This window comes from Candidatus Nitrosocosmicus sp. FF01, from assembly GCF_047711275.1.
Taxonomy (GTDB): Archaea; Thermoproteota; Nitrososphaeria; order Nitrososphaerales; family Nitrososphaeraceae; genus Nitrosocosmicus.
Map to the genome: position 1 here is coordinate 409,968 of NZ_JBLNIG010000001.1, position 21,083 is coordinate 431,050.

Annotated in this window: 23 protein-coding genes and 1 tRNA gene; 14 read left to right on the forward strand and 10 right to left on the reverse strand. The window is 33.9% G+C overall.

Annotation, left to right across the window (positions count from 1 at the left end; genetic code table 11):
* Nucleotides 1-8: 8 nt before the first annotated feature.
* Entirely contained in the window at nucleotides 9-1,169 is a 1,161-nt protein-coding gene (locus ACMT7R_RS02310) for an aconitase X (protein WP_415309823.1), read from the reverse strand.
* 202 nt (nucleotides 1,170-1,371) lie between these two features.
* Nucleotides 1,372-2,682 (reverse strand): asparagine--tRNA ligase, encoded by a 1,311-nt coding sequence (asnS, locus tag ACMT7R_RS02315; protein WP_415309824.1) that lies wholly within the window; start codon nucleotides 2,680-2,682, stop codon nucleotides 1,372-1,374.
* Between the two features lie 609 nt (nucleotides 2,683-3,291).
* On the opposite strand from asnS, the gene ACMT7R_RS02320 reads away from it, so the two are divergent.
* A complete protein-coding gene (locus ACMT7R_RS02320) occupies nucleotides 3,292-3,555 on the forward strand; it encodes a winged helix-turn-helix domain-containing protein (protein WP_148686100.1) in 264 nt (87 codons plus the stop codon).
* Between the two features lie 55 nt (nucleotides 3,556-3,610).
* Complete coding sequence (locus ACMT7R_RS02325; protein WP_415309825.1) at nucleotides 3,611-3,976, forward strand: Rieske (2Fe-2S) protein; 366 nt, start codon at nucleotides 3,611-3,613, stop codon at nucleotides 3,974-3,976.
* Between the two features lie 29 nt (nucleotides 3,977-4,005).
* Here the strand turns inward: ACMT7R_RS02325 and ACMT7R_RS02330 are convergent, their stop codons facing one another.
* Both ACMT7R_RS02330 and ACMT7R_RS02335 read right to left on the reverse strand, forming a co-directional pair.
* Entirely contained in the window at nucleotides 4,006-4,152 is a 147-nt protein-coding gene (locus ACMT7R_RS02330) for a hypothetical protein (protein WP_415309826.1), read from the reverse strand.
* 53 nt (nucleotides 4,153-4,205) lie between these two features.
* Entirely contained in the window at nucleotides 4,206-4,721 is a 516-nt protein-coding gene (locus ACMT7R_RS02335) for a hypothetical protein (protein ID WP_415309827.1), read from the reverse strand.
* 55 nt (nucleotides 4,722-4,776) lie between these two features.
* On the opposite strand from ACMT7R_RS02335, the gene ACMT7R_RS02340 reads away from it, so the two are divergent.
* The 6 genes from ACMT7R_RS02340 to ACMT7R_RS02365 all read left to right on the forward strand — a co-directional run bounded on the left by ACMT7R_RS02340 (nucleotide 4,777) and on the right by ACMT7R_RS02365 (nucleotide 9,419).
* Nucleotides 4,777-5,055, forward strand: coding sequence for an RpoL/Rpb11 RNA polymerase subunit family protein (locus ACMT7R_RS02340; protein WP_415309828.1), 279 nt, complete (start codon nucleotides 4,777-4,779; stop codon nucleotides 5,053-5,055).
* Nucleotides 5,056-5,085: 30 nt separating this feature from the next.
* Nucleotides 5,086-5,433 carry a transcription factor S gene (locus ACMT7R_RS02345; protein WP_415309829.1) on the forward strand — a complete coding sequence of 116 codons (348 nt, stop codon included), beginning with the start codon at nucleotides 5,086-5,088 and terminating at the stop codon, nucleotides 5,431-5,433.
* Nucleotides 5,434-5,489: 56 nt separating this feature from the next.
* The gene (pcn, locus tag ACMT7R_RS02350) at nucleotides 5,490-6,242 is read left to right on the forward strand and encodes a proliferating cell nuclear antigen (pcna) (protein ID WP_415309830.1); all 753 of its coding nucleotides are present in this window, start codon (nucleotides 5,490-5,492) and stop codon (nucleotides 6,240-6,242) included.
* 135 nt (nucleotides 6,243-6,377) lie between these two features.
* A complete protein-coding gene (locus tag ACMT7R_RS02355) occupies nucleotides 6,378-7,775 on the forward strand; it encodes an aspartate kinase (protein ID WP_415309831.1) in 1,398 nt (465 codons plus the stop codon).
* A 171-nt stretch (nucleotides 7,776-7,946) separates the two neighbouring features.
* Nucleotides 7,947-8,732, forward strand: coding sequence for a precorrin-3B C(17)-methyltransferase (gene cobJ, locus ACMT7R_RS02360; protein ID WP_415309832.1), 786 nt, complete (start codon nucleotides 7,947-7,949; stop codon nucleotides 8,730-8,732).
* Between the two features lie 60 nt (nucleotides 8,733-8,792).
* On the forward strand, nucleotides 8,793-9,419 hold the full coding sequence (locus ACMT7R_RS02365) for a hypothetical protein (protein WP_415309833.1): 627 nt from the start codon (nucleotides 8,793-8,795) through the stop codon (nucleotides 9,417-9,419).
* 62 nt (nucleotides 9,420-9,481) lie between these two features.
* On the opposite strand, the gene ACMT7R_RS02370 is transcribed toward ACMT7R_RS02365, so the two are convergent.
* Nucleotides 9,482-10,102, reverse strand: a complete 621-nt coding sequence (locus tag ACMT7R_RS02370; RefSeq protein ID WP_415309834.1) for a DDE-type integrase/transposase/recombinase — start codon at nucleotides 10,100-10,102, stop codon at nucleotides 9,482-9,484.
* 104 nt (nucleotides 10,103-10,206) lie between these two features.
* On the opposite strand from ACMT7R_RS02370, the gene ACMT7R_RS02375 reads away from it, so the two are divergent.
* Nucleotides 10,207-10,333: transfer RNA gene (locus tag ACMT7R_RS02375), tRNA-Gly, on the forward strand.
* A 680-nt stretch (nucleotides 10,334-11,013) separates the two neighbouring features.
* On the opposite strand, the gene ACMT7R_RS02380 is transcribed toward ACMT7R_RS02375, so the two are convergent.
* Complete coding sequence (locus ACMT7R_RS02380; RefSeq protein ID WP_415309835.1) at nucleotides 11,014-11,796, reverse strand: ABC transporter permease; 783 nt, start codon at nucleotides 11,794-11,796, stop codon at nucleotides 11,014-11,016.
* A 10-nt stretch (nucleotides 11,797-11,806) separates the two neighbouring features.
* Nucleotides 11,807-12,874, reverse strand: a complete 1,068-nt coding sequence (locus tag ACMT7R_RS02385; protein WP_415309836.1) for an ATP-binding cassette domain-containing protein — start codon at nucleotides 12,872-12,874, stop codon at nucleotides 11,807-11,809.
* 168 nt (nucleotides 12,875-13,042) lie between these two features.
* Here ACMT7R_RS02385 and ACMT7R_RS02390 point away from each other — a divergent pair, with 168 nt between their 5' ends.
* From ACMT7R_RS02390 to ACMT7R_RS02400, 3 genes are all read left to right on the forward strand, one after another.
* A complete protein-coding gene (locus ACMT7R_RS02390) occupies nucleotides 13,043-14,389 on the forward strand; it encodes an adenylate/guanylate cyclase domain-containing protein (RefSeq protein WP_415309837.1) in 1,347 nt (448 codons plus the stop codon).
* 209 nt (nucleotides 14,390-14,598) lie between these two features.
* Entirely contained in the window at nucleotides 14,599-14,877 is a 279-nt protein-coding gene (locus ACMT7R_RS02395) for a hypothetical protein (RefSeq protein WP_415309838.1), read from the forward strand.
* An 801-nt stretch (nucleotides 14,878-15,678) separates the two neighbouring features.
* The gene (locus ACMT7R_RS02400; RefSeq protein ID WP_231129144.1) at nucleotides 15,679-16,143 is read left to right on the forward strand and encodes a transcriptional regulator; all 465 of its coding nucleotides are present in this window, start codon (nucleotides 15,679-15,681) and stop codon (nucleotides 16,141-16,143) included.
* 104 nt (nucleotides 16,144-16,247) lie between these two features.
* Here the strand turns inward: ACMT7R_RS02400 and ACMT7R_RS02405 are convergent, their stop codons facing one another.
* Complete coding sequence (locus tag ACMT7R_RS02405; protein ID WP_415309839.1) at nucleotides 16,248-16,730, reverse strand: hypothetical protein; 483 nt, start codon at nucleotides 16,728-16,730, stop codon at nucleotides 16,248-16,250.
* Between the two features lie 111 nt (nucleotides 16,731-16,841).
* On the opposite strand from ACMT7R_RS02405, the gene ACMT7R_RS02410 reads away from it, so the two are divergent.
* On the forward strand, nucleotides 16,842-17,345 hold the full coding sequence (locus ACMT7R_RS02410) for a DUF4149 domain-containing protein (RefSeq protein WP_415309840.1): 504 nt from the start codon (nucleotides 16,842-16,844) through the stop codon (nucleotides 17,343-17,345).
* Between the two features lie 11 nt (nucleotides 17,346-17,356).
* Here the strand turns inward: ACMT7R_RS02410 and ACMT7R_RS02415 are convergent, their stop codons facing one another.
* Both ACMT7R_RS02415 and truD read right to left on the reverse strand, forming a co-directional pair.
* Nucleotides 17,357-18,139, reverse strand: coding sequence for a hypothetical protein (locus tag ACMT7R_RS02415; protein WP_415309841.1), 783 nt, complete (start codon nucleotides 18,137-18,139; stop codon nucleotides 17,357-17,359).
* Nucleotides 18,140-18,656: 517 nt separating this feature from the next.
* Complete coding sequence (gene truD, locus ACMT7R_RS02420) at nucleotides 18,657-19,952, reverse strand: tRNA pseudouridine(13) synthase TruD (RefSeq protein ID WP_415309842.1); 1,296 nt, start codon at nucleotides 19,950-19,952, stop codon at nucleotides 18,657-18,659.
* Between the two features lie 161 nt (nucleotides 19,953-20,113).
* Here truD and ACMT7R_RS02425 point away from each other — a divergent pair, with 161 nt between their 5' ends.
* A complete protein-coding gene (locus ACMT7R_RS02425; RefSeq protein WP_415309843.1) occupies nucleotides 20,114-20,986 on the forward strand; it encodes a hypothetical protein in 873 nt (290 codons plus the stop codon).
* The last annotated feature ends 97 nt before the right edge of the window (nucleotides 20,987-21,083 follow it).

Consider the following 21,083-nt stretch of genomic DNA (forward strand, 5'->3'; position numbering starts at 1 on the left):
CTAATATGTTATTCAGTATATTTTTTGATAATTGATTTCAGACTCATAAGCGCGACTGAAATCTTGTTGGATGTTTTCATATAGTAAGAAGCCTTTACACTATTTGTGATTATACTGTCAAAATTTTTCCTAGTGATGAGGGGAGTCAAGCAAGTGCATGCGTCGGAGATAAAACTTATTCCAGATCTCTGTAATGATTCTATCAGCCCTAGTTTTTTGGCTTTGCAGTAGACTGTTCTTGGACAAAAAACTTTACACGGTCTAGTAAATTTTTTGTTCTGTAGCATTGTTTGAATCTTACATAATTCCTCCATTCCCAACTGCGGACTTCCAAATGTGATCACCTGGCCATCCTCTGCTGTATTTAACTCGTCTCTGGTTTCCTTCATTTCCGGTTGACCATAGTTTATTTTTTCGACTGAATCATCAGATTTTTTCAATTGGAACATTCCACAAGATCCAGATGTTCCTATTCCTGATGCAAGTGATTTTAGATTCCAAATCCCTGATCTATTAGATACATTGCAAAAACCTGCGCAGCTCTTTTGAATATTTTTGCCTGTAAAATAACCTAACAATCCGTAATCTAATTCACTATCCAATTCCAATTCGTTAACTATCTCAATTTTAGGATTTCTATTTTCTTCTATTCTTAAATCAGAATATGGGGATTTTCCAGTTATCGCGCTAGCTAAGGCACTTAAAGCACTTTCTTTGTTGGTCTTGAGATTTAAGTGTGAATTGGCAAGGACAGCTGCACTACTTTCTGCTAAGCTTACTTGAGTATCCTCATCTGGCAAGGAGATTATTTCATAAGGAATGCACGAAAAGGTAGGTGTTATTCCCATTTTGTTGTAAGCTTGGATAATCTCGTACTGTTTTTCAATAAATTCAGCTGACAGTTCGGGTTTATGATCTCTGTCAAACCCCATGGGATTTAATGATGTGGTTACACCAACTCTTCCATCAATGCTGATTTTTTTTAAGAACTCGAGGCCGCTATCTCCTATCGTATTGTAATTTACTCCAGATACATGTGCCCACTTAATAGGTACTAACTTCTCTGCGTTAGTTGCTTCGCCTATCGCAACCAAGATCCGATAGGCAGCTGCTAACGCTTCTCCGTATTCTCCAGACAAACCTTTTTCTTCTTCTTGTGTGAGAAGCATCTTATTTTCTTACGTTCTTAGTTTCGTATTAATCTATTATTATTCTATCCTCTTTTCCACTACCATTTTTCAGAAGGACGATTACATCAATTAGAATAATCCAATTCCTTTAGGTTTAAATTGTAAAGCATTACTAATCGCTTTGATGATCTCGAGGATCGATTTGTGGACCCCTATGAAATCAAAATTGTTAATTTAGTAACTAAGGCAATATTCTTGACATTGTCCTGGGAAAGAGGGTGACGTCCTTGATATCGTCAAAATTTAATATCCACCTGAGAAATCTTTCTATTCCCAGACCGAACCCTCCATGAGGAACTGATCCATATTTTCTAAGATCTAAATACCATAAATAGTCATCAATTTTGAGATTCGATTGTTCAATCCTTGCTCTCAATTTACTCCAGTCATCTTCTCTTATTCCACCACCAGATATTTCTCCGAATCCATAAGGAGCCAACAAATCCACAGCTAGGCCGATACTCTCGTTTGATGGGTCTTGTTTAACATAGAATGGTTTTATTTTCATCGGATATCCGGTTACAAAAATAGGGCTAGTTTTATCCTTGGTTAATTCTCTTTCAGATTCTGTATTAAGATCGTCTCCCCACTCAATAATTCTTTCACTCCCATTTTGGTCTTTTATTTTGCATTCCATTGATCTCAGGGTATCAATAGCTTCTTCGTAGCTTATTTTTTGGAAAGGAGTAGATATTTCTTCTAATTTCGATAATGCATCAGTACTTAGAAAATTCAATTCCTTTTTGTTAAACGTCTTTATCATTGTTATAATATGATTAATTAAATCCTCTTGAATTGACATTAGTTCAGATAGTCCTATCCAAGGAATTTCAGCTTCCAAATGACTAAATTCTGCCAAATGCCTGACGGTTCTCGATCTTTCTGCTCTGAAGGACGGACTTATTGTCCACACAGGACCTAAACTGTAAATCATAGATTCGAGATATAATTGAGAGCTTTGGGAGAGATAAGCTCTATTATCAAAGTATTTGACCTCAAATAACGTCGCACCGCCTTCAACAGCACCCTTAACTAGTAGAGGTGGAGTCACCTCTATCCAATCTTTTCTGTCAAACCAACCCCGTGAATATTTTAGTAAGGAACCTCTTATTTTTCCCACATTTATCAATTTGCGTGTCCTAAGTGCTAGATGTCTATAATCAAGTAGAATTTCATCACTTTGATATTCGCCAATAGGATAATCTGATGCTGCTATATTAAAGACAACAATTTTGTTGACTTTTACTTCATATCCTCCTTCAATTGCGCGATCATCTCTTTCTAGTCTGCCAGTTATTTCGACTGATGATTCAATTGTTAAGTTCTCAGTTAGATTGGACGGAGATACAGCTTGAATTATGTCTCCCCTATCATCTCGAAGTATAATGAAAGCTTTTTCCTTTTGTTTTCGCAATCTGTGTATCCATCCCCTCAACACAACGGTCTGGCCTACAGTACTCTCCATCCTAACTTCTGAGATTCTTCTTGACAACAGTTTTTGTTTGATCCAAATATTTTATTTATCTTTGCAAATATTGGCCGAAATAAATGCTAGGATAATCTATCCTATTTAGACAATACCTGAATGATTTGTTATAGCTCCTTTTTAGAGAATGTAAATTCATCACTGCAATATTCCTTAAACATTAGGGCTAATCGATCTACCGTTGCTCTCAAGAACTCATATAGTTTCATTCTCGGGGACATGGAGCAGCCGAAGCAAACCTGGTGCACCCACATGAATAATATTTTAGAATTAGCAATAAGATTCAACCAAATCTATTTGTCAAAAGTATACGATTCTGATCCAGTAAAACCAAAACAAGCCTATCGGAAAAAACAACTTCTACTTCGACCAAAATAGATATGCTTTTATCTCTTTCTTAAATTGTTTACCAATTTACACCGGATTGGACATACTATTTCTCATTACAGGTTTCCATTTCTAAGCAATTGTAATATTAACCTGTTCGTTTGAATGATTAGTATTATCTATATTATAATTTCAATACCATCAAATCGAAAAAATGACTAATACATACCTATTGGTCTTAGTATTGCTCCGTTTTTATTTTTTAAATTAATTATAACTTTAGATAAAATGAAAAATAGAAGCCGCCTAGAAATTATTGCCATGATACTAGAAACAGTAGGTGATAACGGTGCAATACAGGCTAAAATCATGTATAAGGTATATCTTTCTTTTCTTCAAATGAAAGAGTACTTGTCTCAACTTATGAAAAATGACTTGATCATTTATGATGATGGGGCTCAAATGTACAGAATGACTGACAAGGGAAGACGCTTTCTGATATTGTACAAACAAATGACAGAGTCCATCACAATGACCAAACCAATACTTTAATTTTTTTTAACTCAATTTTGATCAATTTATAAATAAGGTTTTTTCAAGTGTATTCGTGATTTTTGATACTGGTTTGACATTAAAAGATTTGAATTCTGCACCATTTAGGAAGATCACAATAGAAAAGGAAGAAATAGTAATCGGAAAAAAAGATGACCACCTTTTTGCATTTAACAATTCTTGTCCGCATAAAGGCGCCTCCTTATCAAAAGGTAGATTGAATGGTGACAACATTGTTTGTTATATGCATGGATACGAATACAATATATTCAATGGAAAATTAGAAGACATGAAATCTTGGAAGAAGGATTCAACATGGATCGAGCAAAATGATCAGTGGAGATATTCCGATGACTTGAAGATCTACAAAATTTTTTCAGATAACGAGAGAATTTTTGTTGAATTAAATAAAACGATATGAGATTAGTGGGTCAAAGCTTTTCCCGTTTGCTATTCAGGGACAGAATCGCATACTATTTTTCCATTTTCAGTTTTAACAAACAAGTATCTATTGTCTTTGAAAATCAAAGTCAATTCATTTTCACTTTCTTCAACATCTAGCAATTCTTGTCCCTTTATCCCATCAAATTTGGCCATGTAAATAAGGCCATTCTAAGGGATATTTAAATTAAATTGCAAAAGTTAGTGAATTAAGTTAATTCCAATTGCTCAACGTTAGTCTCTTTCTCTAACTTTTGTTTATCTATGAAAGTGTGTTTGCCCCAAGAAAGTTTTACCAAGATTGAAATGTTGTTCTTACCTTTCTTAAAATAATCCTTTTCAATTTCTATATTTTTCTCAAAATCAAATAACAATTGCCTAGCTTCTTCCTCCTCAAGTGGATAGAATGGAGTTTCATCCTTCATAATCATTATCCAAATTCTGTGAGCAATTTTTGGATTTCTGGTCCAAAAGAAAATAGCTTTTCTAACTAATTTAATTGTATTCGTGACCTTTCCATTAATTTTTATATCCAAATTAACGGTTATCCTCAAAGAATTGTCATGTTTATTGTATGCTTTCTCCCAGTTTTTCTGAGTTAACTGATTACGAATTGATCCTTTTAAATCAAAACCTAAAGTAAAAGCAATTATGTTTTCCTTTTCTATACTATTACTTGACCTCATTAAAGTCAGGCCATCGATATAGCTAACATTATCTTCCAATTTAGATACTGAGAAGGTATCATTTATATCCTCAATATGTAGTTGTCTTTTATATATGCATGCTGAGGTTACACATGCTAAAGACAAGGAATTGGAATTTAAGATACATGATATAGATATATCTATTTTGTATATAATCCAACATGAAATTCAGAAAGATCAAGATAATAGATTTGCAGGTGTAGTGTTAAAACATCCATTAGTTCGTGAGTATATGTTAAAGATATTGACTAATAAGAATGACCCTTATAAGATGATTAGTGATTCAGTAGACTCTGCTATCAAGTTTACCAATGATCTCTCAGGTATGATGAAGCTCACTATAGGAAGTTGAGGGAAAAATGAATGTGGTGAAAATTACTATATGAAATTCTGTCCAAAATGCGACTCTCGACTGAGGAACAGACAGGAAGAACAGATATTGACATGTCTTAAATGTGGTCACATTGTGGCAGGAGAAAATAATACTAGTAATTCTAATACTGCCAGTATTGTTAGCACTGTTTCCAATTATGATTATTCTGATGATACTTTAAAAATTATGGACACTGAAAAGCCTCTAGAGGGATTACCTACTACCAGTATTGAATGTCCCAAATGTCAAAATAATTTGGCGTTTTGGTGGATGTTACAAACTCGCTCTGCGGATGAAGCGACTACCCAATTCTATAGATGTACAATGTGTAGCCATACTTGGAGAAATTATTCCTAAAGTTTCTTCTAAAACCTGAGAATTTTTTTAAAGAACTTTTGTTATAGTTGATCAAAATGAAGTTTATAGCTAAAACTAAATCTCCAGAGGAATGGAAGATAATCAATTCAGCCATATCTACATTAGTAGATGAGGCAACATTTGAAGCAACTTCGGAAGGGATATCTTTTAGGGGAATGGATCCTTCCCATGTTGCATTGATTGATATTTTTTGGCCTAATACAGCATTTGATAGTTATGAATGTGACTCTGAACTAAAGTTTGGGGTTCGTATCTCTGAATTTTCTAAGTTAATTAAGAGGACTGACAAGAAGGATGAACTTGAAGTATCCATTATCGATCAGGATCTTCTGAGGATAAAGACTAGCGGGAGTTATAAGAGGGAATACAAAATGCGGCTTATCGAAAGCTCGTCAGGTTCAACCCCGTTACCCAAATTATCCTTCAATTCCAAACTGGTAATTTCATTGCCTTCTTTTGATAAGATATTATCTGATATTGAAGTCGTTTCTGAGTACGTGGAAATAGAATCCTATCCTGAAAAAATAGAATTTGTCGGCAAAAGTGACACCGGAGAGGCTGTAGTCACCATGGAACCTAACAGCGAGGGACTAGAGGAAATTAATGTCAAAGAAGAATCCAAGGCTACCTATAGTCTTGATTATCTACTTAAAATAGTCAAATCTGTTAGCTCTGTTGGTGTTGCAGCTGCGATAGAATATTCCACCAAAATGCCAATTAGACTAGAGTTTCGAATAGCCAATATTGGTCGTATTCATTTCTATCTAGCTCCGCGCGTCCAGGATTAGGGATGTATTGTTCTTGTGGCCGGGATTGTTTGAGGGATAGCTAAGCTTGATAATATTTTTGAAATTGTTGTTTGGATATACTCAACTAACATTCTTGTATGATAAAGGATGTAATTTGACAATATGAGAATGGTTATGAAATTTGGAGGTTCAGTATTGGATTCACCATTGAAAATAAAGAAACTAGTTGAGATAGTAAAATCGTTTGAAAATAATGGAGATGCTCCTGAAATTGTTTGTGTAATATCGGCAGCATATGGGGTAACCGACAAAATTCTTTCTCTCTCTGATTCTTTGGCTAGGGGCGATAAAAAGGCCATTGAAGCATTCATAGATGAGATGACTTCGATTCATCTTGACTTGGTGCAAGGATCAATAAATAATCCCGCACTCCAGCAGGAATCCAAGAAGACTGTATTGTCAATAATGCGTGAATTTCAAGCAATACTTGAGGGATTGGTGTTAATAGCGGAGATAACGCCGCGATCATTGGATCACATTCTCTCTTTTGGGGAACGATTAATGGCACCAATCGTTAGTTATTCTTTCAAGGATCAAAATTTAGATTCTAATTATTTTACTGGAAAGGAGATTGGTATTGTTACGGATTCGAATTTTGGGGAAGCGAGTCCATTGATGGATACTACAAAATTTCGGGTAAATGCAAAACTGGTTCCCATGTTACAAAAAGATGTCATACCAGTTGTAACTGGTTATATAGCTGCGGATCAACATGATCATGTTACAACATTAGGGAGGAGTGGCTCAGACTATTCTGCTACTATCATCGCATATTGTGTTAATGCTGACGTAGTATACCTGTGGAGTGATGTAGATGGATTAATGACTGCTGATCCAACAATAGTTAAAGATGCGCGAGTATTGTCCGAAATATCATATAGTGAAGCAGCTGAAATGGTTCTGTTTGGAGCCAAATACATTCATCCTCGAGCTTTAGAACCTGTTATGGATTCGAATATCCCCATAAGAATTAGAAATGCCTTTAATTTGAACCATCAGGGAACTACTATAACACCAATGTTGAAAATTTCAGACAAGATAGTAAAATCAATAATTGCAATAAGAAATACGGCATTAATTGACGTTAGTGGAGGAGGAATGGTTGGAGCACCTGGTACTGCTGCCAGTATTTTTGAAACTCTCGCAAAAAATAAAGTAAACATTATGATGATCTCGCAAGGACCTTCTGAATCGAGTATTTCTATGATACTTAAGCAAGATGACTTGGGCAAGGCGATTACTTCATTAGAACTAAAGCTATTGGGGAAAGTTATTAAACATCTCAATGTTTTGGAGAATGTCTCAATTGTTACTGTGGTGGGGTCAGGGATGCGTGGGATCAAAGGAATAGCAGGAAGAATATTTACGTCAATTGCTAAGAATGATGTCAATGTAATAATGATAGCTCAAGGGTCTTCTGAATTAAACCTTGCCTTTGTAGTTAATGATATCGATTGTGAAAAAGCGGTGAAAACATTACATCAAGAATTTGGACTGAATAAATCAAGTTAGATCAGACTAAAGTTGAGTGTTTTCGTACTAGTGAATATGTGCATACATCTTGCGCGAATCTTTCTTAAATAAATGTGTCTACACTTGTGATATTAGACTGATAGAAAATAGAGGTTTAACCGGTAGTATATATCTGACTAAAAGAAAAAAAATAAATGAAATACATATTCAATGAATTTTGGATTGAGTCTAGGAAAATTATATGTAGTAGGAGTTGGCCCGGGTCATCATGATCATATGACATTTAGAGCTAGAAAGGTGATAGAAGAAAGTCAAATTATAATTGGCTACGAAACTTATGTTTCTTTGGTTGAGGACCTAATTGGTGGTAAAGAAGTTTATCGATATCCAATGACTCAAGAAGTCGACCGTGCAAACCAGGCAATAGAGTTCGCTGAGAAGGGCAACATAGTCTCATTGGTATCTTCGGGAGATCCAGGGATATACGGCATGGTGGGGTTGATATATGAAATACTGGCGGAAAAAGGTTGGAAAAGAAATCAAGGCATAGAAGTAGAATGTGTTCCTGGTGTATCTTCACTAAATTCTTGTAGTGCATTAATAGGCTCTCCTTTGATGACTGATTTTGCTGTAGTGAGTATGAGTGATTTACTCGTGCCTTGGGAAGTTATTGTAAAGCGAGTTGAGGCAGCTGCATTAGGGGATTTTGTTACTGTGGTATACAATCCTTCTAGCAAAAAGCGGATACATCAACTTCAGGATGCTAGAGATATTTTCTTAAAATACAGAAGTCCCAATACCCCCGTTGCCATAGTAAAGGGGGCATTTCGAGAAAGTCAAACAATAGTTGTTACCGATTTAGAAAAAATGTTAGATTTTCCAGATCTAATGGGGATGATTACAACCGTAATTATCGGGAATACGTCATCTTTCAATTATAACAACATGATGATAAATCCACGTGGATATCGCTCTAAATACCAGTTAGTAAAGTAAAACGAATCTTTTTTCATTTTTTTTCGTTACCTATAAATTTGATAATCATTTGTTCAATATTTGAATAAATTGTCTGATACTGCCTTTACCTATGGTAATTTGATACTATTATACTGTAAATTTAATACGGAGAATCTTCCTGAAAAAGATGGGGAAGATGGAGATCAAGACCCTAAAGTATCTTATGATTCACTACCGGATTTTGTCAAGGCAAGAATTGCACTATGCATCCAAACATTCGACATAATAATGAAATCTAAACCTGACAAGTTTAACACTACGGTTGTCTTGGTAGCCAATAATGACTTTAGCCAGGTAATTAGAGATCGATTAATTACTGAGGGAATTTCAGCACAATACATTGAACAGGATAATAATTCTAATTCAATTGAATCTGTAATAAATAATGTAGTGAATCGTATTAGCTCACTTGATAATCCGCCAACAATCTATTTCGTAGGATCTGTATGGCAGAAAGAAGTTTTTGATTCAATTGCAGTTTCTAAATTCAGTCAGCGATTAAAGGTGTTATTTGAGGGCGCACTTGATCATCGACCTTATGAGTACATCCAAAGGGACAAGTTGATTGAAGAGCCTAAAAAAGGGACGACTTACTATAAACATAAATTGACTAACAAGGCGATAGATACTTTGCTCAATTATATATTTTCCAACAAGCGCAAATAGATTTGAATCCAATTAACTTTCAAGAAGTTTCGACCAATACATTTTAAGAGGGTGCTGTTAACTTAAGAACAAATCTTCTCCTTATCATGATAATCAACAAACAGGTTTAACCATTTCCGTACATGGTTGAGTTTGCAATTCTTTTTTCTACATGGAAAGTAATCGTCAAAGCATTCTTTAGTTCTGTCTTTGATGTATTGCATTTTCCTCTCAATCAGACTTTTCTCCAAAGGGGAATGGGTGTGGTGTTTTAGTTTAAGGAATTGACAAGCCATTGGGTACCACGTACTACCTCCATCTGTAGATACTGGATGATTTCCATGAGCCTTTATTAGATCAGACATAAACTTTTCAGCAACAAGCATGTTTCTCTCTTTAGTTATATTTTGTGCGAGAATCAGCCTGTTTTCTGGCTCAATCGCAACCCAAAGCCATATAAATTCTGAACCAACTTTTAGAATAGTCTCGTCTACAATGTATTCTGAAATCTTATTTTTCCTTGTTGATAATTTCCCTTCATGATGACATTTTTGAATCCACTTCCAGATGGATACATGACTTCTTTTTACTCGATGCAGATATGATAATGCTTTTACAACATTTCTTAATGATAGTCCAAGAAAATACAAATACAGACTATAACCAATATACTGTGAAGGTGTTCTGTTTCTTTTACTGATCATGATTGAAATAGAGCAACTTAAAGCTATAGGTTTATCATTAAGTCAACAGCATCTTTAAGAGATTGGAAAAGTTAATATCCGAATAGACAAAAAGAATTGTTGTAGCGGTCATCGTCTAGTTTGGTTAGGACACTGGCCTTCCATGTATAAGACCTATATGGAGAGAGCCCGTAACCCGGGACTTTGTCTTTGTTTATAGACAGAGCGGGAATTCAAATCCCGGTGACCGCATTTAGTTTAGAAAATTACTTGTTTGGTCACGTTATTTACGATCCATCATGGCGAGTAATCAACAAAATGTACATCCCTTACTTGAGTTGTTGATCAAATAATCATAAGGGTAATCGCCAAGGCTGGAGGCTAGAGTGGAATGCAATATGTGAATGTTACCCCAATACGGATCCTAAAATTGACTACTGTCTATGCGGCTTTTCTAAACACCATATCAATTACATCACTAATTTCAGAAAATGAGTTTAATGATAGCGAATTATTGAATTAAATACCAAATATTAGAAGCAAATTCAGCAGTAATCCATTATGCCTACATATCATGATCTATCAATCTAAAAGTACAAGAGTTTGCACCATTTTCATTGTTTTCTTCATTTTCATCCAATTTGATATGGCATATCTTTACCGATGCTTTATTATTTCGGGGATTTATGTGAAATAACTTAAACTTGATTGAAATACCAATCTGCAATCATATAATATGCCCTTAGCTTTTTCACAACATGTCGTGCGCTTTTCGAGTTAAATATTTTATACTGTCATTCGCAGAAGTCAATCTGTTCCAAAACAACATGTGAAAATTGGATCCTGGTTATATCGTGTCCTTCAGTGAAAAATCTTAATGATTTTCCATAGGTAATTCTTCATGAATATTGGTCGTATTTATTGCGTATGGATTAATCTATGTTCAAAGTCTTGTTAGCTACGATTATTCCAACAAGTAACATAAAACCTGCAAAAATAAGCAAATAATAAAAATATATCCAATTAACTTCAGTGATATTTCCTGCAAAGATGATTTCTCTTCCAAAAGTAGATGAGTATGATACTGGGTTTAGGTTAGAAATGATTTGCATCCATGGCGGAAAATTATCATTTGGAAATAGAGCAGTACTAGCGAACATTAGGGGAAGATTTATGAAATTAGATATTAGTGTAGGGATTTGCCAGTCTGAACTTGACATAGTCAAAAGCAGGTAAATTGACGAAAGTCCTAAACTTAATAACAGTAATGAAAATAGAAACATCATCAATCCTATTGCATCTGGAATTTGGACACCTAATATCATGACTCCTATGAACACTATGGGTACCTGTAACATCCCCCGTGTTGAAGCTCCAAATACCTTTGACAAGAAAATTATATAGTTTCTCGTCGGAGATGTCATTATTCTTCTAACATATCCAGATTTTTTATCTTGTATGAGACTTAAAGAACTAAACATTCCTACGAAGAGCATTGATGTAGCCAGTTGACCAGACAAAAGAAATGCAACATAATTATCAGTTTGAAAAAAGTCTGTCAGAAAAGAGACAGGTGCATAGGCAAAACTACTTCCGAAAAATACAATCCATAATAACGGCTGTACGATACTGAGAATGATAACAGCTGGATTTCTAAAAGTATTCATTATCTCTCTTATATATAATCCAATGAATTGATTTATTGCTCGTATCATTTCTCAAAAATCAATTCTTGCTGCTATTGGTACTACTGCTACTAGAGACATCGTCAACATCATCAAATCTCTTTCCTGTAAGCTCTAGAAAGATTGATTCTAGATTTGGTTTCTCAATCCTGATAGTTTCTATGTTGTTTGGACGTAATTCTGTAATTCTGGAAATCAGGTCAGGCAAAACTGTTTCAGCATTTTTAACCTTAATTCGCAATTTTAAATTATTGGTGAGACGTTTTTCAACAGTTTTGTTGAAGTCGATCGAATCTATTTCTTCAATATTTGTTATCCCGCAAATCGTACTAAAATTCTTGTAATCAAATGATGATAGAAAAGCAATTTCTATAATGTCTCCATGAGCTTGAGTTTTGAGTGCTTGTGGCGATCCTGTTGCAATAATTTTTCCATTATTGATTATGGATATTGTGTCGCATAGTACTTCAGCTTCCTCAATATAATGAGTAGTTAAAAATATTGTTACGCCATAAACAGTATTTATTTTTCTAATGAACTTCCAAAGAAGTTTTCTTGTACCTGCATCTAATCCTATAGTGGGTTCGTCCATAAACAATATTTTGGGTTTGTGTAATAATGCCATTATAATTTCTAATTTTTTTTTCATCCCAGTAGAAAGTTTTTCAACTTTTTTCACTTTTGTGTCATTCAATTCAAAATACTTTAGGAGATTTGCGGCTCTATCCTTCCAGCCTTTGCCAATATCATGTAACCTTGCCTGAATCTGAATATTTTCCATGATTGTAAGTGATTCATCTAAGATTACCTCTGATGAAATCCAGCCGATATTTTCCTTAACTTTTATCGATTCACTATTTGTATCAAAACCAGCAACAAAAGCTTTTCCCTCAGATGGTTTTGATAATCCTGTGAGAATTTTGATCAACGTAGTTTTTCCAGCTCCATTTGGACCTAATAACCCAAATATGCTCCCATAACTAATTTCTAATCGGAGATTGTCAACTACCGTTTGTGAGCCATACACTTTTGAAAGTCCCAGACAGAGAATTGCTGAATTCTTGCTGTTAGGAGCAACTGCAGGAGTAGGACCATTATGATCAACCACCAAAAAATAAGATCTATCATAATATTCAAATGAGGTGATAAATACGTTGATAATAATTTGAATTCCAGATGTTTAATGGCCTGCATCCTCTTGATACGTATGATTTACAACAGTAAACTCTACAATTATAAATTGGAAGAACAAATTTAATTTATTTAAATTTTAACAATGAACAAGAGAAGACTACAACAGAAGGATATAGAAGATGGCTGGTATTTTTTCATAGATATTGTGGGTTCTTCCAATCCAAATTTGTCCATAACATGTCAACTGGAAAAAATAAACACCATCAAAGATTTTATCGCATCTTATCTTACCTCTATCGGGGATCCCGTAATTTACAAATCATTTACAGGAGACGGGATGCTCATCGTCTTTTTGAATTACAATTCTCCATTAGAATTATCTATTTTTATTCATGAAAAAATCAAGGAATATAATAATTCCGCAAGCGGAAACGAGAGAATTTTTGTTAGGATAGGGATCGGATACGGTTCTTTTCTTTCATTTCGAGATGGAGTTCATAAAGAGTTTGCACCTTGGGGACATGAATTGGTACTTGCTAGACGAATAATGGACATGGCTAGACCCAATCAAATACTGTTAACCGATTTCGCATATCAAAAAATAAAAAATGATTATCTATTTGGTAAAAACAAGTACGGTTCCTCGTTATATGATAAAGGAAAAATAATGCTAAAGCATCATAACGAGTTGGAGAATGTTTATTCCTTTTATAAGTTAGATGAGTATGGGAATAATTCTGATATTGAATTCAGCATCGATCTTAAACCATTGATTCAATACCAAAAATTTGATGATACTTTTGTAGAACCAATTCAAAAATTTTGCGAAGCTAGGTTTGTAACTGTATTAGACAAGTTTAAGGATCTAACCAATCCGTCCAAGGGGCTGGAAATTGGTCTGCTATCTACCGGATTGATTTATCAGGTGTTATTTGAGAACGGTGGTGATTATATTTCCGCTACATATTTACCGCCGGGGGAATATTGGGAGTTACAGAATAATGCTCCACTAAATCTATTGAGCCATCAGGAAAAAGCTTTGCGAAGATTGGATCATAAAAATGCGACTAGAAATCATTTTAGGTTTTTGATTATGGAGAAAGGGAAACTTGATAATGATATAAAGGATAACCAAAATAGTTCTCTTCTTTTCATAAAATGGCATTCAGAAAATAATGTAGACCTATATTTTATTAATTCATCTGATATTAATTCAATTCTAGTAAAGTATCCCAAAATAGTACATAATGTCGGGCTTGGTTTTTGGAACGGAAAATATGTGCTCCAGTTCGGACCCATTATGGAATACGTTAATAAGAAAGACCAAAATCATCCATTATTGAGAAGAAGATTTTGGTTACATGCAACAGGTAGTGAAACATATAATCAAAGCAAAAATTTCTTCAATGAATTAGTCGATTTGGCCTCTAAGAAGAAATTGACTCGAATTGATCATAACTATTACAATAACATAATCAATGGGAAATAGAAGTTGGATTGGGTTGGATTGTATAACTAGGATTCTTTGGTTCCATTGGTTCTTACATAGTTGCGTTTGTCAAAATCGTCACTCTGATCTATTTTACCTAATGAAATTGATTATTGATCGACCTTTTCACTAAATTAATCTCCAGTTATCCAATAATCAATCCAGAGAAAAATAAATATGCTTTTATTAGCTGCAAACAAACTAAATTCATGGATTTTGCAAATCATCATATTCAAAGAATGAATCGAGAACGACATGTCAATAATAATCCTCTTAAACAATTCCCAAAAAAAGAATTATCTGAACTTGAGCGAATAAATGATCAAATGATTGAATCATTAAGAGTACGAATGCAAAATCTTCCTGAGGGTGATAATCCTTATCAGGGTTTTCGAAAAATGGTGAACCAAATGAGGGGACATGATACCTCTAATTTATCTAATTTGACAAAGGAATTTCTTGAGTCAAGACGAAAAAATTTTAATTAATGAGTGGTCTGAATCTGTTTAACTGAAGTTCATATCTCTCAATTTCTATACTATCTGTGATAAATTGTGCTACAATATCATACCCTAATTTATGAGATTTATGGGGGATTTAAAAAACAATTATCATCAGTTATTCTATTCTTGAAACTTTTTTAAATAATCTCTTTCGCGCAGTTCTAAAGTAATTCTAAAGTCGAGTTAAGATAGTCAAACTTATCATTACAATTGAATTCAGAGCCTAAAAATTAATAATGATGTAAATTAACATCAAATTCATTCTTTTATATCTTCAATCCTCCCAAGTATACTTTAGTGCCAATAGTCTACGCCTCATGTCTTATCGGATGACTTCACAGGTTCCCTAGCTTCTCTTTTACATATGATATGTCCTCTGCGACGATGATGCCTATGTTTGCTTATTGATTCCGTGTAGGTTGAGATTTTATCTTGTCAGTAAAATCGAGCCCGCTAAGAGTCCTTCAGATACATAGATCGACAGTATAACAAGTGCAAATTTGATCTACACTTCAAAAAAATTCTGGTCAATTAGTCACACAAGGTTAATTCTGGTAATTCTAGCATTATTGTCGGTCAACTGACTTGTTCCGCTGTCTCCTCTAATTTCTACTTTGAATTCTGCTTATTAACAAATTCACTTTATTCTATAGGGTTATATGTTATTTCCACATACTCGCCTAAGAATTATTTATGGGATTCTTTAGATGGTGGGCAATTTCCTTATCTGGGTATATTTATGAAGTTATAAAGACATTTATATCATTTTGTTGTTTATACTATGTTTTGTCATCTGAAATTATTGGTTCAAAATTATCTGTTCGTTCAAAAAGTGATCTTATTGATAAAGTGTATGATGCTATTACCACGAGCGGCGAGGATGGTGTATTTCAAACTGAGCTTTGTAAGCTATTTTCATTGGATAGTAGAGACGGTTCAAGACTAGTTGGGAATTTAGAAAAACAATCACTGATTACACGTGAAAAGGCTTTGTATAGGGGAAGATGGACATACAAGTTAGTAGTAAAAAAAACTATTTCTATGGATTGTGAAGAACAAAAACCTATAGACGTTAGCATGGTTGAGGGCGCACCGTGTCTTTGTTGTTCCTTTCAACATCTTTGTTCTAATGAAGACGAATCAAATCAATACAGTCCTGCAAAATGTCAAATTATTGAGGAATGGATTGTAACGTCTTTCGACAAATTCATGATCAATCAACAACAATCTAGTGATCAGGAATTAATGTAAAAATAAGATTGCCAACACTTGTTAAATCCTTTTTTTGCTTTTTCATTGAAATTTTTTTAGTCAGGATCAATTAAAAGAGGTGGAATGGTCAGCAATAGACGGTATTACCAAGTAGTATTGAATATTTTTGGAGCTGAGCTAAACCCTGACTCGATAATTGCATTACCGTTAATAATCCACTCTATGTTTTCTATTGACTGATTGTTTCTCAAGAGATCTGTTCTAATACTCTTGTCTGAAATAGATGTTTCAATTACTGAACTAATGTTTGTATCTGTATTAGACAAGAGCTGAGGTCTACCATTCACTGGTATGTCAATGAAAGACTTTGAATGTTCTCCTAGAGATTCGCCGTCTGCTATCAACTCATAGTCAATCTTAGAAGTTGTCAATGCTTGGCCAGTCGGATTTTCGATATTAAATATCACATTTAAAGTCGCCGTATTGTTATCACCCGATAGTTTTTCAAGTTCAATCTTCTTGACAATGATACTAATAGCCCCCAAATCAGGCAATGTTATTGTCAATATTAATGGTAGCAAAATGATCACACCCACTATAACTGTAGCAGTACCGATTAGAACCAATCTTCGTCTACTTAAAAACAATTACTATCGAGTTAATGTGTAAAGGATTGGCTTTAAAAAACTTTGTTTATAATAATATATTAAGGAACTATTAGATATTATTGATCTCCAATGAACTTTTACGATCCACTTGTTATCTGGGTTCACTTGGTATTTACATCAATTTGGGTTGGGGGGTCGATATTTATAGGAGTGGTCTTGGCCCCACTTTTGAAAAAAACTATGCCCGATCTTAACAAACGAATATCGTTCATGGTTATAGTAGGACGCAGGTTCAATTATTTGGGTGGATCCGCGCTATTAATTCTTGTAATCACTGGAATTTATAATGCACGGACAATTTTTGCCCAGCCCTCTCTATTGTTTGAATCCTCATACGGGTATATACTCTTGGCTAAAATAATATTGGTTTGTATTTTGTTCATAGTATACATAATTCATGTTTTGATCCTAAACAAGAAAGTGGAAAAACAAATCCTTGAGAGTATAGTCCCAGATGAATATTTCATTTCGCTAAGAGGCAAAATAATATTGCTTGGACGAGTTACAGTCGGGTTGTCCATTGCTATATTGTTTCTGGCGGCCCTTTTGGATAGAGGAGTTGTATTTGGATGAACATGAATTGATTAAATAGCATAATTTTGCAACATTAGATTCTTTATCGTTTCTCCAACTTTTTTTTCATTGTCAAGTGAGACAAACACTTTGTTCCTTGTTTTGGAATTGAAGTCCAAAATTATGGTCTCATTATCTACTAATATTTCCATGTTTAGTATTCTCCTTGTCAGTGAAACATCCTTAATTTCAACATTCTTTCCAAGTAGGCTGCTCTGATCTTTCTTAGACAAATTCATCAAAATATATAATGAGCCAACGAGCGAATCTAGCAGATGAAATATTATTTTTGCTCCTTCTTTTTCCTCATCTTTTGACACAATCTGTGACGCACTGTTTTCTCCTCCTCCTCTTTCTTCAATTGGTTGGACATCTGGGAACCTAGTAAGAGGGGATTGTTTTTGGACATTGTCAGAAGACGGAGTAACATTCCATTTTATCTCTCTTGCATCTGAGCTGAGTTCATCAAAGGTCTTTACAAATTCTTGAATTATTGATTCGATTGATATTTCTATCGCGAATCTATCAACAGTTTTTATGATGACCCGTACTGTATGGTAATTAAACTCATAACCTAAAAATTTGGTGAATAACATAGGTTTTCCGTACTTTATGGAATGAAAATCACACCCTTCTATCCTACTTACTAGTGCTTGAAAATATTTTACCGACAATCGATTTGTTTCTATACAATTTAGTTTTGAAATTATTAACAATTTCATTACCTTTTTAAAATAAGTACTAAACTGTTCAGGATGTTCCTCAAAGTTGTACTGTATTACTTCAATTGTCAAATAATCAATTAGATCCTGCTGTTTATTAAACTATTAATTGTTTATTTGTAATCTGACTTGAAAATGATATAATATGACATATCACATCCAATAATAATATAATAACTTATTTTTTCAAGTAATTCACTAATTTCTCAACCATTATCCAGAAAATAATTTATGGTTTATACCATCTTGAAAATCTATCTTGATCAATTAACTTATTTTTAAAATTTCTTAAAATGAACGATATTACAATATGATGTTTGTAAATATAAGCTATAGCTATTGATATAATCCCAATAAATATGAATCTTATTCCAATTTCCCGCAAACCTTCGGTAAAGGAGTTTATTACTACATCCATAAAAACAAACGATAATCCAAACAAACATACTAGTATCCCTATCGTGATAAATGCCTTAAATAATGGTGATGAATTCGCGATTGAAATATTATTCCACCATGATGATATTAAGTGAATCAGTGTTAAATAATTATGCATGTATATGCCAACATCACTTCATCAACTTTCAACCTAAAACCCTGCTGTTATGGGATTCACAGGCTTAATTAATTCTCTTAGCAATATGGTAGCATAAGATCCCTTCGGTGCAGAAAATTCTACTGTTAATGATTCAACATTGTCAATGGTGTATGTAAAGTCTTTACAATAAAAACTTGCTTGACGGAAGCCTCCGGACTCACTTATCTCCTGCATTTCCTTAACAAAAAAATCTTTAGCAGTAATATTTTCTAAAATCATCACGTCCCTAAGAATTTTGTCAAAACGGTTATTTCCTGGTTGAAATGAATATCCTGGCAATCTTATAATTGGTAAATAAATAATATCACCAACATTATTTTTTCCCATTTCGTATTTTCGTATTTTTCCAAATTCAAGACTGTTCTTATTTACTTCAAAACAGAGATCGGTGTTTTCTGGTCTGACAAGGGAAAAATTATTTTCGATTGCTTTGCTAAGTGTTTTGTTAAAAAGAAAAGCCTGAAATGCTTGAATAAAAAGTCTTCTTATTGTTATTGGGACCGATCTAAGAGCTATTATGGGATCTCTGCCGTTCAATATTTCGCGTGCTAAGTTCCTCTCGATATCCATACCTCTCGGGATTTGTCTCAGGACTGATGGATTGTTTTTTATGTCTCTTAATTTTTCTCTAATCTCGATACTAAACTTTGAATCATATTTAGTAGTGTTAGTCATTAAGATTTCCACGGCTTTACTGAATTGTTTCTTAATGATTGCTTTTCCCACAAGATGTGTTACCAACCTTTCGCTACCAAACCTTTGAAGGCCATAATAGTTTGCCATACTATCAATTTCTGAAGAGAATTGTGCAATTTTGCTTGCTTTAATATTTTTTGCATTTGATATTCTTATAACAAACGCGTTACCTACTAGATTGTTCTTTTCAATAGGTTTTTTGGAGTACCCGACCAAACTAAGTCTTACAGAACCAGTACTATAATCACTAGTTATTCTTCCTGATTTATTGTTGCGATAACAGCTTGCATATTGAACAGTAGTAGCCTTGGCGTCCTTCATCCCTACTATTTTAAGGTTTAATCCTGTTTTCTTTTTTAGTAACAAGATAGCATGACTCGAATCAATCCCTTTTTTTTCAATCATATAAATTGGAAATGGAAATTTGCTTTCTGGGACTGGGTTTAATTGATTGAGAAATCTCTCACTCACCATCTCTCGAACAGAAAAGTCTTCATAATTTTTCTTGATATGTCCTCCAATACCATCTATCAAAGTTGTATAATATTCGATCCCTGCTAGTCTATCTATTTCGGGCGATGAAATCTTCATTTGCATTCAATCACATACGCAAATACAGCTTTTTAGCGAGAGTCAAAAAGTATAGAATCATTAATAATTATTTTATATAACAAATTAGGCTAATATAAAACCCTATCTTTTATTCAGAAAAACATAAATCGTATTTTGCATATATGAATTATGAATTATTTATGACTAGTGAAAAAAACTATTTTATTTATTTATTTGAAAATCATCATATAATTAATAAAGATCCACTCAAGAGATCCCATTTTGTTATTGTAATCTTGTCTGCATTGCTGATTTCGACTTCGATTAACTTTGCTCCTGCAGATGCACAATTGAATCTTGACGATTTCATGAAACAGACACAGGAGAATATTCAGTCTACCATTGAAAATAGTGAAAATAGTAACAACAATAACAATAACTGTAACAACAGTATATCAATACAATCTCAGACCAATGAAAATGGAAAGACTACCAGTACAACTCGCAACACATGTGATGGTGAAACGACCAGTAGTACATCAACTGGCAATATTGGATCAACAAGCGCTGCAAATGGTAATCTGAATGGGACAATAGTTAGTTCAGAGTACGATCAAGAAAGTGGTGTTATCGTGAATAGTATTTACGGTAATTGGTCTTTAAATACTCAAGATAATGGATCCAAAAACTTCAGTGCCGTCTTTACTAAACAACCAATTTATCTAAATTCCTCAGTGAATGCTCAGATAGCTGCTGATAATGTAACAACACCTGTGAATAATACCAATTCAAATGACCTAACTGCAAACATCACAACTTCATATGAATTATCAAATTTTGTAGCCAACTCTGTTCAGCAACAAAATAATGATGTTACATACAAAGGAAAAATTGATGTGGTTGAAGTAATCCATTCAAAGAATGCAACAGTTTCCGATGAAACTAATAATTACAAGGGTATTGGAGTCTCCTTGACTTTAATTGACAATAGAGTACGATTCATAAATTTTGATACACAATCCCCGTTGTCGAATAAATTTACTAATGCTCCAATTGTGGGCATAACAAGATAACAATGATAATAGCCAATGAGCTACCATTGTTAACTATTTCATTTATTTCATCTCTCGGCTATAGAACCTATCTAATTCTTTTGATTTTCCTATTTGA